At 70.3% G+C, this 13,490-nt stretch carries 10 protein-coding genes and 1 tRNA gene; 8 read left to right on the top strand and 3 right to left on the bottom strand.

The genetic code is table 11. The features are described 5' to 3' along the window. Position 1: 1 nt before the first annotated feature. The 5 genes from ACWCRJ_RS09450 (at position 2) to ACWCRJ_RS09470 (ending at position 5,583) form a co-directional block, all read left to right on the top strand. Complete coding sequence (locus tag ACWCRJ_RS09450; RefSeq protein WP_020114140.1) at positions 2–781, top strand: DUF3710 domain-containing protein; 780 nt, start codon at positions 2–4, stop codon at positions 779–781. Positions 782–1,023: 242 nt separating this feature from the next. Then, a complete protein-coding gene (locus ACWCRJ_RS09455) occupies positions 1,024–3,699 on the top strand; it encodes an ATP-binding protein (protein ID WP_450938725.1) in 2,676 nt (891 codons plus the stop codon). Then, positions 3,696–4,379 carry a response regulator gene (locus tag ACWCRJ_RS09460; protein ID WP_450938726.1) on the top strand — a complete coding sequence of 228 codons (684 nt, stop codon included), beginning with the start codon at positions 3,696–3,698 and terminating at the stop codon, positions 4,377–4,379. Before ACWCRJ_RS09455 ends, ACWCRJ_RS09460 begins: the two co-directional genes overlap by 4 nt. A 43-nt stretch (positions 4,380–4,422) precedes the next feature. Beyond that, complete coding sequence (locus ACWCRJ_RS09465) at positions 4,423–4,821, top strand: OB-fold nucleic acid binding domain-containing protein (RefSeq protein WP_005481623.1); 399 nt, start codon at positions 4,423–4,425, stop codon at positions 4,819–4,821. A 3-nt stretch (positions 4,822–4,824) separates the two neighbouring features. Beyond that, complete coding sequence (locus ACWCRJ_RS09470; protein WP_450938727.1) at positions 4,825–5,583, top strand: DUF3159 domain-containing protein; 759 nt, start codon at positions 4,825–4,827, stop codon at positions 5,581–5,583. 569 nt (positions 5,584–6,152) lie between these two features. Here the strand turns inward: ACWCRJ_RS09470 and ACWCRJ_RS09475 are convergent. Together ACWCRJ_RS09475 and ACWCRJ_RS09480 are read right to left on the bottom strand one after the other, a co-directional pair. Then, positions 6,153–6,830: a potassium channel family protein gene (locus tag ACWCRJ_RS09475; RefSeq protein ID WP_028796566.1), complete on the bottom strand. Its 678-nt coding sequence runs from the start codon at positions 6,828–6,830 to the stop codon at positions 6,153–6,155. Beyond that, positions 6,830–7,501, bottom strand: coding sequence for a potassium channel family protein (locus ACWCRJ_RS09480; RefSeq protein WP_046916039.1), 672 nt, complete (start codon positions 7,499–7,501; stop codon positions 6,830–6,832). Before ACWCRJ_RS09480 ends, ACWCRJ_RS09475 begins: the two co-directional genes overlap by 1 nt. A 495-nt stretch (positions 7,502–7,996) precedes the next feature. Here ACWCRJ_RS09480 and ACWCRJ_RS09485 point away from each other — a divergent pair, with 495 nt between their 5' ends. Continuing rightward, on the top strand, positions 7,997–10,096 hold the full coding sequence (locus ACWCRJ_RS09485; protein ID WP_450938728.1) for an APC family permease: 2,100 nt from the start codon (positions 7,997–7,999) through the stop codon (positions 10,094–10,096). Positions 10,097–10,221: 125 nt separating this feature from the next. After that, a complete protein-coding gene (locus ACWCRJ_RS09490) occupies positions 10,222–11,550 on the top strand; it encodes a class I SAM-dependent RNA methyltransferase (protein ID WP_450938729.1) in 1,329 nt (442 codons plus the stop codon). 509 nt (positions 11,551–12,059) lie between these two features. On the opposite strand, the gene ACWCRJ_RS09495 is transcribed toward ACWCRJ_RS09490, so the two are convergent. After that, positions 12,060–12,134 (bottom strand) — tRNA-Arg (locus ACWCRJ_RS09495). Positions 12,135–12,342: 208 nt separating this feature from the next. On the opposite strand from ACWCRJ_RS09495, the gene ACWCRJ_RS09500 reads away from it, so the two are divergent. Beyond that, positions 12,343–13,233 (top strand): DUF5655 domain-containing protein, encoded by an 891-nt coding sequence (locus tag ACWCRJ_RS09500; RefSeq protein WP_450938730.1) that lies wholly within the window; start codon positions 12,343–12,345, stop codon positions 13,231–13,233. Positions 13,234–13,490 lie beyond the last annotated feature (257 nt).

Consider the following 13,490-nt stretch of genomic DNA (forward strand, 5'->3'; position numbering starts at 1 on the left):
CGTGTTCGGACGTCGCAAGAAGAAGGGTTCCGCCGAGGACGCGGCGGACGCGGCGAGCGAGGCCGAGCAGGTCGACGGCGTCGCTGGGGACGTCGACACCGAGGCGGACGAGGGCGGCCGGGAGCGCGTACGGCTCGAACCGGAGCCCCGCCCCGACGGTCCGTGGGACAGCACCGAGGTGCGCGAGCCCGGCGAGGGCCGGGTGGACCTCGGCGGCATCTTCGTGCCCGGAGTCGACGGCATGGAGCTGCGGGTCGAGGTCGCGGGCGACGCGATCGTCGCCGCGACCGTCGTGCTCCGCGACAGCGCGGTCCAGCTGCAGGCCTTCGCCGCGCCCAAGCGCGAGGGCATCTGGGGCGAGGTCCGTGAGGAGATCGCCTCCGGCATCACCCAGCAGGGAGGTGTCATCGACGAGGTCGAGGGCCCCCTCGGCTGGGAGCTGCGTGCCCAGGTGCCGGTGCAGCTGCCGGACGGCACGGGCGGCTTCCAGGTCGTCCGGTTCGTCGGCGTGGACGGGCCCCGCTGGTTCCTGCGCGGAGTGATCTCCGGCCGGGGCGCGGTGGAGCCGCAGACCGCCGGGCTGCTGGAGCAGATCTTCCGGGACACGGTCGTCGTCCGCGGCGAGGGCCCCATGGCCCCGCGCGACCCGATCGTCCTGAAGCTGCCGAACGACGCGCAGATGGTCCCGGAGGGTGTCCAGCAGGACGAGCAGGCCGGCTCCCGCTTCTCCGGAGGCATGGGGCAGCTGCAGCGCGGACCGGAGATCACCGAGGTGCGCTGAGCGTTCGTCGCGCGGTGGGGCCGTATCCCTGGTGGGGTGCGGCCCTTTGCCATGCTGCCTGCTGCCTGCTGCCTGCGCTCCTGCCTGTCGCCCGCTGTGCGCCGTCCGGTGCGCGTCAGGGTTGCGTCAAAGAGCCGCTCCGGCGGGTCTCCCGTCCCCTTTGCCATGATTATTGGCCGTAGGGTCGACGCTGCGTAGGCAGCGGTCACGAGCGACCACGGTCACGGGAAGACACTGGGGACATGGCACGCGGAAAGCTTCGGATCTATCTCGGCGCGGCACCGGGCGTCGGCAAGACGTACGCGATGCTGTCCGAAGCGCACCGCCGGACCGAACGCGGCACCGACTGCGTGGTGGCCGTCGTGGAGCACCACGGCCGCCCGCGCACCGAGGTGATGCTGCACGGTCTCGAACAGATCCCGCGCCGTGAGCTGGAGTACCGGGACGCGGTCTTCACCGAGATGGACGTGGACGCCGTCATCGCCCGGCGGCCGCGCGTGGCACTCGTGGACGAACTGGCCCACACCAACGTGCCCGGCTCCCGCAACGACCGGCGCTGGCAGGACGTCCAGGAACTGCTCGCGGCCGGCATCGACGTCATATCGACCGTCAACATCCAGCACCTGGAGTCCCTCGGCGATGTCGTCGAGTCGATAACGGGCGTACGCCAGCGCGAGACCGTGCCCGACGAGGTGGTACGGCGGGCCGACGAGATAGAGCTGGTCGACATGTCGCCGCAGGCGCTGCGGCGACGGATGGCGCACGGCAACGTCTACCAGTCGGACAAGGTCGACGCGGCCCTGTCGAACTACTTCCGGCCCGGGAACCTGACCGCGCTGCGCGAGCTGGCGCTGCTGTGGGTGGCGGACCGGGTCGACGAGTACCTGAACGCCTACCGCAGCGAGCACCAGGTGTCGCGGATCTGGGGATCGCGCGAGCGGATCGTGGTCGGGCTCACCGGCGGTCCCGAGGGGCGGACCCTGATCCGGCGGGCCGCCCGGCTCGCCGAGAAGGGAGCGGGCGGCGAGGTCATGGCCGTCTACATCGCCCGCAGCGACGGGCTGACCTCGGCCTCGCCCAAGGAACTCGCCGTCCAGCGCACCCTCGTCGAGGACCTCGGCGGCACCTTCCACCACGTCGTCGGCGACGACATCCCGGCGGCGCTGCTGGCCTTCGCGCGCGGGGTCAACGCCACCCAGATCGTGCTCGGCGTCTCGCGCCGCAGGAGCTGGCAGTACGTGCTCGGACCGGGCGTCGGCGCGACGGTCGCCCGGAACTCGGGACCCGACCTGGACGTCCACCTCATCACGCACGACGAGGCGGGCAAGGGGCGCGGGCTGCCCGTCGCGCGGGGCGCGCGGCTCGGCCGGGCCCGGATGATCTGGGGCTGGCTGGCCGGGACGGCCGGCCCGTTGCTGCTGGCCCTGCTGCTCGCCAACGCCGCGAGGGACCTGGGCCTCACCAACGACATGCTGCTGTTTCTGTCGCTGACGGTGGCCGCGGCCCTGCTGGGCGGTCTGCTGCCCGCCCTGGCCGCCGCCGTGCTGGGGTCGCTGCTGCTCAACTGGTTCTTCACACCTCCCGTGCACACCCTGACCGTCGACGACCCGACGAACATCGTCGCCATCGTGGTCTTCATAGGGGTCGCGGTGGCGGTCGCGTCGGTGGTGGACCTCGCGGCCCGGCGCACCCACCAGGCGGCCCGGCTGCGCGCCGAGTCGGAGATCCTGTCCTTCCTCGCGGGCAGCGTGCTGCGCGGTGAGACCAGCCTGGAGGCGCTGCTGGAGCGGGTCCGGGAGACCTTCGGGATGGAGTCGGTGGCCCTGCTGGAGCGCGGGAGCGACGTGGAGCCGTGGACCTGCGCGGGCAGCGTGGGACCCGGCCGGGTGGACCGTCCGGAGGCCGCGGACGTGGACATGCCGGTCGGCGACCACATGGCGCTCGCCCTGTCCGGACGCGTCCTGCCCGCCGAGGACCGCCGGGTGCTCGCCGCGTTCGCCGCCCAGGCCGCCGTCGTACTGGACCGGCGGCGCCTGCAGCAGGAGGCCGACCAGGCCAAGGAGCTGGCCGAGGGCAACCGCATCCGTACCGCGCTGCTCGCCGCCGTCAGCCACGATCTGCGCACCCCGCTGGCCGGCATCAAGGCCGCGGTCTCCTCCCTGCGCTCCGACGACGTGGCCTGGTCGCCGGAGGACGAGGCCGAGCTGCTCGCCGGGATCGAGGAGGGCGCCGACCGCCTCGACCACCTCGTGGGCAACCTCCTCGACATGTCCCGCCTCCAGACCGGCACGGTCACCACGCTCATCCGCGAGATCGACCTCGACGAGGTGGTGCCGATGGCCCTCGGCGGCGTTCCCGAGGGCAGCGTCGCACTGGAGATCCCCGAGAGCCTGCCCATGGTCGCCGTCGACCCCGGGCTGCTGGAGCGAGCGGTCGCCAACATCGTCGAGAACGCCGTCAAGTACAGCCCGTCCGGCACACCCGCCCAGGTCTCCGCCAGCGCCCTCGGCGGCCGCGTCGAGGTCCGGGTCACCGATCGCGGCCCCGGTGTCCCGGACGAGGCCAAGGACCGCATCTTCGCCCCCTTCCAGCGCCACGGGGACGCTCCGCGCGGGACCGGCGTGGGGCTGGGCCTCGCGGTCGCCCGCGGCTTCGCCGAGGCGATGGGCGGCACGCTGGACGCCGAGGACACACCTGGCGGGGGGCTCACGATGGTCCTCACGGTGCGGGCGGTGGAGAAGGGCTCCGCGGCGGTGGCGGCAGGGGCGCCGGACGGGGCGCCCTCGGCCTCACCCTCGGCCTCGTCACCGAGCGGGGGCACTCCGGCAGGTGCGGGTGGGCGGGCCGACGTGGCCCCGTCAGCCGGCACGGGTGGATCCGGTCATGGGGCCGTATCGGTGGAGAGGCGGGGCATATGACCCGGGTGCTCGTGGTCGAGGACGAGCCGCAGATCGTGCGGGCGCTCGTGATCAACCTCAAGGCACGCAAGTACGAGGTCGACGCGGCCCACGACGGTGCGACGGCCCTCGAACTCGCCGCCGCCCGGCACCCCGACGTCGTGGTCCTCGACCTCGGGCTGCCCGACATGGACGGCGTCGAGGTGATCAACGGGCTGCGTGGCTGGACCCGGGTGCCGATCATCGTGCTCTCCGCCCGCCACACCTCCGACGAGAAGGTCGAGGCCCTGGACGCCGGCGCCGACGACTACGTCACCAAACCCTTCGGCATGGACGAACTGCTCGCCCGGCTGCGCGCCGCCGTCCGGCGTGCCGAGCCCGTCGGGGGTGAAGAGGGCGACGTGATAGTGGAGACCGACGACTTCACCGTGGACCTGGCCGCGAAGAAGGTGAACCGGGACGGCAGGGACGTCCGGCTGACACCCACCGAATGGCACCTCCTGGAGGTGCTGGTCCGCAACGCCGGGCGCCTGGTCGGCCAGAAGCAGCTGCTCCAGGAGGTCTGGGGGCCGTCGTACGGGACGGAGACCAACTACCTCCGCGTCTACATGGCCCAGCTGCGGCGCAAGCTGGAGGGCGACCCGTCCCGGCCGAGGCACTTCATCACCGAGGCGGGGATGGGGTACCGCTTCGAGAAGTAGCCGGGGGTACGGCTCTCTCGGCGCGCCCCGGTACGCTTTTGGCATGAGTGCTGTTCCTCGTTCCGAGAAGCCGGCGGGCCGGTTCCGGCGCATGCTCGACCGGCTCTCCTCGTCCCAGACGGACCTGGAGTCCGAGGAGCTGCGCGAGGACGCGGACACCGCGGGCTGCACGCGCATATGTGACTGCCACGACCGACAGATCGTGACGGTTACTGGTACCTTGCGCACGGTCACGCTGCGCCCCCGGGCCGGTGTCCCGGCCCTGGAGGCCGAGCTGTTCGACGGTTCCGCCGCGCTGGACGTGGTGTGGCTGGGCAGGCGCTCCATCGTCGGGATAGAGCCGGGGCGCAAGCTGATCGCATCCGGCCGGGTCTCGATGAGCCGGGGCCGTAGGGTGCTGTTCAACCCGAAGTACGAACTCAGACCCCTCGGACGGGAGTAGCCGGTGACGTCGCTCGACAAGCCGACGGAAGACGCCCAGCGCGGCGTCCAGGACGCACAGGGCGGACAGGACGGCTCGCAGGACTCCAGGGCGGTGACGGAGGCCGCGCTGTTCGAGGCGTTCGGTGGCGTGCGCGGCATGGTCGAGACCGTGCTCCCGGGCCTGCTCTTCGTCTCCATCTTCACGATCAAAAAGGACCTGCACTCCGCGGCCCTCGCGGCCCTCGGTGTCTCCGTCCTGCTGGTCGTGGTGCGGCTCGTCATGAAGGACACCGTCAAGCACGCCTTCAGCGGTGTCTTCGGGGTCGCCTTCGGCGTGGTCTTCGCGATGATGACCGGCAACGCCAAGGACTTCTATCTGCCGGGCATGCTGTACACGCTGGGCCTCGGGCTCGCGTACATCATCACGACGCTGGCCGGTGTGCCGCTGATCGGCCTGATGCTCGGCCCGGTCTTCAAGGAGAACCTGTCCTGGCGGACGCGGAACCCCGGCCGCAAGAAGGCGTACGCGAAGGCCAGTTACGCCTGGGGTGCGATCCTGCTCGCCAAGTGCGCGATCCTCTTCCCGCTCTACTGGTGGGCCGACACCACCCAGCTGGGCTGGGTCCTCATCGCCCTGAAGATCCCGCCGTTCCTGCTCGCGGTGTGGCTGACCTGGATCTTCCTCGCGAAGGCCCCGGCCCCCATCGACGTGTTCGCGGAGATGGAGGCGGAGGAGCGCGCGGCGGAGGAGCGGAAGGCCGCGGCGCGGTCTGCCGAGTAGCCGCGGTCTGCCGGGCAGACGCCGGGTGCGGGCGTCGGCTACCGGCGCGGGCCCACCGGGGGCCGCGCCCCCGGACCCTCGCTTCGGTCTGCACGTCCTCGTCCTCAAGCGCCGGACGGGCTGGAGGAGGCGGGGACGGACTGGAGGGGCCTCGGTGGTGTACGCGCCACTGCTGCGATGCGGGGGCGGCGAAGTGGGGCGGCACGGCGAAGGCACCGAGCGGCGGTCCGGAGCGAGGGCACCTGGCAGAGACACACCGATCCCGGAGGCGCTGCGGTGCCGCACAGGGCGGGACGCTGAGCAGCCGCACTGACCAGAAGCACTGACCGGAAGCATCGGGGAGCGGTTCCGGGCAGAGGCGCCGCGCAGCCGTACCGGGCGGGGGCGCTGCCCGGCGGGACCGGTCGGAGGCGGCGCGGACTCGCACCGGGCGTAAGCACTGAGCAGCAGCGCCGGACAGTCGCGCCGACCCGCGGTATCGGAAGCGAAGCCGACCCGGCATACGGAAAACGAAGGGGCGCCCGGAACTCTCCGGGCGCCCTTTGCTGTCGTCGCCGCGAGGCGGTCGCTCAGCTCGTCGCGTCCTCGCGGCGGACCGAGAGGAGGTCCTCCAGCTGCTCCTCGCGGGCCTGGGCGGCCACGAACAGCAGTTCGTCACCCGCCTCCAGGGAGTCGTCCGCGGTGGGGGTGAGGACCCGGGTGCCGCGGATGATCGTGACCAGGGAGGTGTCCTCCGGCCACTCGACGTCGCCCACCTGCGTGCCGGCCAGGGCCGACTCGGGCGGCAGGGTCAGTTCGACCAGGTTCGCGTCGCCGTGGCTGAATCGGAGGAGCCGGACCAGGTCACCGACGCTGACCGCCTCCTCTACCAGGGCCGACATCAGCCGCGGGGTCGACACGGCCACGTCCACGCCCCAGGACTCGTTGAACAGCCACTCGTTCTTGGGGTTGTTGACCCGGGCGACGACGCGCGGAACGCCGTACTCCGTCTTCGCCAGCAGCGAGACGACCAGGTTGACCTTGTCGTCGCCGGTCGCGGCGATGACGACGTTGCAGCGCTGGAGCGCGGCCTCGTCCAGCGAGGTGATCTCGCAGGCGTCGGCCAGCAGCCACTCCGCCTGGGGGACCCGCTCGACCGAGATCGCGGTCGGCGCCTTGTCGATGAGCAGGATCTCGTGGCCGTTCTCCAGCAGTTCGCCCGCGATCGAGCGGCCCACCGCTCCGGCTCCGGCAATGGCGACCCTCATCAGTGACCGCCCTCCTCGTCGGGGCCCTCGGCGAAGGTCGCCTCGACCTTCTCCACGTCGTCCGTCCGCATCATCACGTGCACGAGGTCGCCCTCCTGCAGCACCGTCTGGGAGGTCGGCAGAACCGCCTCGCCCAGGCGAGTGAGGAAGGCGACGCGGACCCCGGTCTCCTCCTGCATCTTGCTGATCTTGTGGCCCACCCAGGCGGACGAGGCGTGCACCTCGGCGAGTTGGACACCGCCGGTGGGATCGCGCCACAGCGGCTCGGCCCCGGAGGGCAGCAGCCGGCGGAGCATCTGGTCGGCGGTCCAGCGGACCGTGGCGACCGTCGGGATGCCGAGGCGCTGGTAGACCTCCGCGCGGCGGGGGTCGTAGATCCGCGCCGCCACGTTGTCGATGCCGAACATCTCGCGGGCGACGCGGGCGGCGATGATGTTCGAGTTGTCGCCGCTGGAGACGGCGGCGAACGCGCCCGCCTCCTCGATGCCCGCCTCGCGCAGGGTGTCGCGGTCGAAGCCGATCCCGGTGACGCGCCGGCCGCCGAAACCCGAGCCCAGACGACGGAAGGCCGTGGGGTCCCGGTCGATCACGGCGACCGTGTGCCCCTGTTGCTCCAGGGTCTGGGCGAGGGTGGAACCCACTCGCCCGCAGCCCATGATGACGATGTGCACGACCGTCCTTCCGGTGTCAATAGCTACTGTTCAGCCGAAACGTCGAAAACAGGGTCTCAGACCGTCGCCCAAGCTACACACGTGCGGTCCACCGGGGGCACCCCCGTGCAGACTCGGGTCACATCGTGGGACGACGTCGGCTGATCCGGCGGACGCTGATCCCCGTCAGGACGCCCAGCCCCAGTAGGGAGGCGAGAGCGCCGATCAACTCCGCGGTCGCGGCCTGCATGGGGTCTCCAGAGGGTGAGGTGGACGAGTACGTCACGGCGTTCGTCGTGGACGCGGAACACACACCCGGCGGTCGGCGAGCGCCTCTCGCAGGGCCGTGCGTCTGCACGGGATTCGTCATATAGACGTGAGGACGCCGTCCATGAGACCGGAGGATGCGTGACGTGACGCACTTCGCAGCCGTCCCGGGAAGGATTTCACCCCGGGGCCCGCCGGGATTTCACCCGGATGTGCCCAGAACCAGTCGGGGCGCTTACGATCCTCTGCGTGTCCAAACTGACCGACGTGCCCAAACGGATCCTGATCGGGCGGGCCCTGCGCAGCGACCGGCTGGGCGAAACGCTCCTGCCGAAGCGCATCGCACTCCCCGTCTTCGCCTCCGACCCGCTCTCGTCCGTGGCGTACGCACCCGGAGAGGTGCTGCTGGTCCTCTCCATCGCGGGCGTGTCGGCCTACCACTTCAGCCCCTGGATCGCCGTCGCGGTCGTCGTGCTGATGTTCACCGTCGTGGCGTCCTACCGCCAGAACGTGCACGCCTACCCGAGCGGCGGCGGCGACTACGAGGTGGCGAACACCAACCTCGGCCCCAAGGCCGGTCTCACCGTCGCCAGCGCGCTCCTCGTCGACTACGTCCTCACCGTCGCCGTGTCGATCTCCTCGGGCGTGGAGAACCTCGGTTCGGCCATCCCCTTCTTCGTCGAGCACAAGGTGCTGTGCGCGATCGGCATCATCGTGCTGCTCACGCTGATGAACCTGCGCGGGGTGAAGGAGTCGGGCAAGCTCTTCGCGATCCCGACCTACGTGTTCGTCGTCGGTGTCTTCCTGATGATCGCGTGGGGCGCGTTCCGCGGGCTGGTCCTCGACGAGACCATGCGGGCGCCGACCGCCGACCTGGCGATCAAGCCCGAACACCAGGGTCTCGCCGGCTTCGCGCTCGTCTTCCTGCTGCTGCGCGCGTTCTCCTCCGGCTGTGCCGCGCTCACCGGCGTCGAGGCCATCTCCAACGGCGTCCCCGCCTTCCGCAAGCCGAAGTCGAAGAACGCGGCCACCACGCTGGCCGCGATGGGCCTGCTCGCGGTCACCATGTTCTGCGGCATCATCGGCCTCGCCATGGTCACCAAGGTGCGGATGGCGGAGAACCCGGCGAACGACCTGTTCCGCGACGGCACCCCGGTCGGCGACTCCTACGTCCAGAACCCGGTGATCTCCCAGGTGGCCGCCGCCGTCTTCGGGGACGGCACGTTCCTCTTCGTCGTGCTGGCCGCCGCCACCGCCCTCGTGCTGTTCCTGGCCGCCAACACCGCCTACAACGGCTTCCCGCTGCTCGGCTCGATCCTCGCCCAGGACCGCTACCTCCCGCGCCAGCTGCACACCCGCGGCGACCGCCTCGCCTTCTCCAACGGCATCGTGCTGCTGGCCGGCGCCGCCGTGCTCCTGGTGTGGATCTACGGCGCCGACTCCACGCGTCTGATCCAGCTGTACATCGTCGGAGTGTTCGTCTCCTTCACGCTCAGCCAGACCGGCATGGTCCGGCACTGGAACCGCCATCTGCGCACCGAGAAGGATCCGGCCAAGCGGCGCCACATGGTCCGCTCCCGCGCGATCAACACCTTCGGCGCCTTCTTCACCGGCCTGGTCCTGATCGTCGTCCTCGGCACCAAGTTCACGCACGGGGCCTGGGTCGCCCTGCTCGGCATGGTGATCTTCTACGCGACGATGACGGCCATCCGTAAGCACTACGACCGGGTCGCCGCGGAGATCGCCGCGCCGGAGGGCCCGAGCGACGACGTCGTCCGGCCGTCGAGGGTCCACTCCGTGGTGCTGATCTCCCGGATCCACCGCCCCACCCTGCGGGCCCTCGCCTACGCCAAGCTGATGCGCTCGCACACCCTGGAGGCGCTCAGCGTCAACGTCGACCCGGCCGAGACCAAGGCCCTCCAGGAGGAGTGGACGCGGCGCGGCATCGACGTACCGCTGAAGGTCCTCGACTCGCCGTACCGCGAGGTCACCCGGCCGGTCATCGAGTACGTCAAGGGGCTGCGCAAGGAGTCGCCGCGCGACGCGGTGTCGGTGATCATCCCCGAGTACGTGGTCGGTCACTGGTACGAGCACCTGCTGCACAACCAGAGCGCGCTCCGGCTCAAGGGCCGGCTGCTGTTCACGCCCGGTGTCATGGTCACCTCCGTGCCGTACCAGCTGGAGTCCTCCGAGGTCGCCAAGCGGCGGGCGCGCAAGCGGCAGGAGTGGAGCGCGCCGGGCTCGGTACGGCGTGGACCGGCGCACGAGCGGCCGAAGGAGCCGTCGGGCAAGGCGTCGTCCAAGGCATCGAACAAGCCGTCGGGCGCGTCGTCGGCCGACAAGAGCTGACGCGCGCTCGCGGCCACGCACGACCGGGCCGACGTTCGTGGTCAACGGCCGGACGGCACCCACGTAGACTGGTGGGCTGTTGTCCGGCCGTTGTCGCGTTCCCCATCTTCTGGAGTCACCCCACCATGCAGGCAGAACCGAAGAAATCGCTGGTGGGAGAGGAGTACGAGGTCGAGGTCGGCCCCGTCGCCCACGGCGGCCACTGCATCGCGCGTACGTCCGAGGGCCAGGTCCTCTTCGTCCGGCACACGCTGCCCGGCGAGCGGGTCGTGGCGCGGGTGACCGACGGCGAGGAGGGGGCGCGTTTCCTGCGGGCGGACGCGGTCTCGGTCCTCACGGCCTCCAAGGACCGCGTCGAGGCCCCCTGCCCCTACGCCGGCCCCGGCCGCTGCGGCGGCTGCGACTGGCAGCATGCCAAGCCGGGCGCCCAGCGGCGCTTCAAGGGCGAGGTCATCGCCGAGCAGCTGCAGCGGCTCGCGGGCCTCACGCCCGAGGAGGCGGGCTGGGACGGCACGGTCATGCCGGCCGAGGGCGACAAGGTTCCGGCGGGCGAGGTGCCGGCGTGGCGCACGCGCGTGCAGTACGCGGTGGACGCCGAGGGCCGGGCCGGGCTGCGCAAGCACCGCTCGCACGAGGTCGAGCCGATCGACCACTGCATGATCGCCGCGCCGGGTGTCTCCGAACTGGGCATCGAGAAGCGTGACTGGGCGGGCATGGCCTCCATCGACGCGATCGCCGCCACCGGTTCGCAGGACCGCCAGGTGATCCTCGAACCCCGGCCGGGCGCGCGCCTGCCGATCGTCGAGCTGGACCGGCCGGTGTCGGTGATGCGGGTCGAGGAGAAGGACGGGGGCGTGCACCGCGTGCACGGCCGCCCCTTCGTGCGCGAGCGCGCGGACGACCGTACGTACCGGGTCGGCAGCGGTGGCTTCTGGCAGGTCCACCCCAAGGCCGCCGACACCCTCGTCAAGGCCGTCATGCAGGGCCTGCTGCCGCGCAAGGGCGACATGGCGCTGGACCTCTACTGCGGGGTGGGCCTCTTCGCGGGCGCCCTCGCCGACCGCGTCGGCGACAAGGGCGCCGTGCTCGGCATCGAGTCCGGCAAGCGCGCGGTCGAGGACGCGCGACACAACCTCGCCGACTTCGACCGGGTGCGGATCGAACAGGGCAAGGTCGACGCGGTGCTGCCGCGCACGGGTATCGACAAGGTCGACCTCATCGTCCTGGACCCCCCGCGCGCCGGGGCGGGCAAGAAGACCGTCCAGCACATGGCCTCGCTCGGCGCCCGCCGCATCGCCTACGTGGCCTGCGACCCGGCGGCGCTGGCGCGGGATCTCGGGTACTTCAAGGAGGGCGGGTATCGGGTGCGGATGCTGCGGGCGTTCGATCTGTTTCCGATGACGCACCATGTTGAGTGTGTCGCGATCCTTGAGCCTGCGGCAAAGGGCGCCTGACCTGCAGGTTCGGGTGGTGTGCGTTATGTGCGCTGTGGGCGTTACGGGCGATATCTTGACGCATGTTTGACGCACGCGGCGCATGTTTGACGCACGTTTGACGCATGTTCTGATTGGTTGTCAGGTACGGAAGGTGTGCTGCTAATCCGGCTCTGAGCGAGCTGGCGGCGCCGCTTCTCGGTCACCGCAGTGAGAGATCGCCGGCCGGTCCTGCCTCATGTCTACCGGTTGCGGATAGCGCGGAGCCGGATCGGGTGTAGGCCGTACTGGGAGTACAGCCATAGACGGGCGGCGGCAGCCTCAGGGCCCGGTCCGCTAGCCCGTGGGGGGAAGGCGAGCAGCGGGTTTCCTTGCCGTCGTGATTAGCCTCTCCGAGCAAGAATGCGGCCTGTTTGTTGATCGGAACGGTGCGAGGCGGACCCTTCACGGGAGCAATTTGGGCGGAGTGCTGGAAGGGCGCCTGGGAAATGATCCTGTATCCGTGGCTCGACCTGCTTTAACCCGCCGTAGGCATCCCGGCAGGACTCGAACCTGCGGCCAAGCGCTTAGAAGGCACCTGCTCTATCCACTGAGCTACGGGGCTGACCTACGAAAACGCAGCTTCCTTGCGCTGTCTCCCAGGGCGCGGGGGACACATGGGGGAATCGTAGATTCCTGGTGTCCGGGGGACGCGTACGTTCTCCGGCCGGGCCGTACGTAGGTTCTCACACTACCTTCACGCCTCCGAAGCTCCTCGCGGAAACAACCCTGCACCTGATCGGCGTTGGTGATCACCGAGCCGAGGAGGGGAAGGTGTCGGGCCTGAAGCTGTTCCACACTACGAACAGCGGCGTGACTGAGGTCATGCCGCGTCTTGCCGAAGTCGAGGCGGATGTACAGGACCTCATCGAGGCGCACATGGAGACAATGCTGGGGGTGCGGTTCCTGGCGAGCGAGTACGTCATCGACTGCGTTGACGGCGGGCGGATCGACTCTCTGGGAGTCGACGAGAATTTCGCACCAGTGGTCGTCGAGTACAAGCGCGGTACTGATCCGGGGGTGATTCACCAGGGTCTCTACTACATGGCGTGGCTCATGGCCCACAAGGACGCCTTCCGGAACCTGGTCCGCGACCGATTCGGGGCATCGGCCGCGTCCCAGATCCTGTGGAGCGCACCCAGGCTGATCTGTGTCGCCGGCGACTTCACCCGCTACGACGCGCACGCCGTGCGTGAGCACCGACGCTCGATCGACCTGGTCCGCTACCGGTACTTCGGCAAGGACCTCATCGGCTTTGAGACGGTGGCTTCCGTCACTGGGCATTCGGCGACGGCCAGGCGGGTACGTCGGCGCGCGGCCGGCCCGAAGTCCGCCTGTGTGCAGGGCGGAGCCCTGGCGGAGCTGGCCGAGGCGGTCGACGAGGTGCTGCTCGGCCTCGGGGACGGCATCACCAGGGTCCAGCGCAAGCAGTACGCGGCCTACCAGCGGCTGCAGAACTTCGCCTGCGTCTGCCCGCCGCAGCAGACCAAGCTTCTCGTCTATCTCAAGGCCGACCCGAAGACGGTCGACACCGTTCCCGGGTTCACCCGGGACGTGACGGGGCTCGGCCACCACGGCACAGGTGACCTGGAGGTGCAGCTGCGTACGGAGCGGGACCTGGAGCGGGCCCAGGACCTGTTCCGCCTCAGTTATGCAGCGGCGTAGGGATCGCTCGCTGGCGCGTTGGCCCGAGCGGAGTGTGGAGTTGTGAGTCGTTGTGATGGTGCCTTTCGACGCGACGTGCAGGGATGGCGGTGGACCACCAATAGTGCGGAGGATCCCCGGTTTCGCTAACCGGGGATCCCGTGCTATATATCGCCCTGCCCATGGTGCCGTTGCGGAATCTCTTAGGCTGAACGAGAGACGAAGCGGGCACCCGGTGACTCACGCCTTCCCCAGGTTTCGAGCCCTCCTGGGCTAAT

This window comes from Streptomyces sp. NPDC002324, assembly GCF_053593335.1.

Excerpts from the sequence above, each read along its gene's own strand:
- ACWCRJ_RS09460 (WP_450938726.1), top strand. The coding sequence starts at position 3,696 with ATGACCCGGGTGCTCGTGGTCGAGGACGAGCCGCAGATCGTGCGGGCG.
- ACWCRJ_RS09490 (WP_450938729.1), top strand. The coding sequence starts at position 10,222 with ATGCAGGCAGAACCGAAGAAATCGCTGGTGGGAGAGGAGTACGAGGTC.
- ACWCRJ_RS09455 (WP_450938725.1), top strand. The coding sequence starts at position 1,024 with ATGGCACGCGGAAAGCTTCGGATCTATCTCGGCGCGGCACCGGGCGTC.
- ACWCRJ_RS09475 (WP_028796566.1), bottom strand. The coding sequence starts at position 6,830 with ATGAGGGTCGCCATTGCCGGAGCCGGAGCGGTGGGCCGCTCGATCGCG.
- ACWCRJ_RS09465 (WP_005481623.1), top strand. The coding sequence starts at position 4,423 with ATGAGTGCTGTTCCTCGTTCCGAGAAGCCGGCGGGCCGGTTCCGGCGC.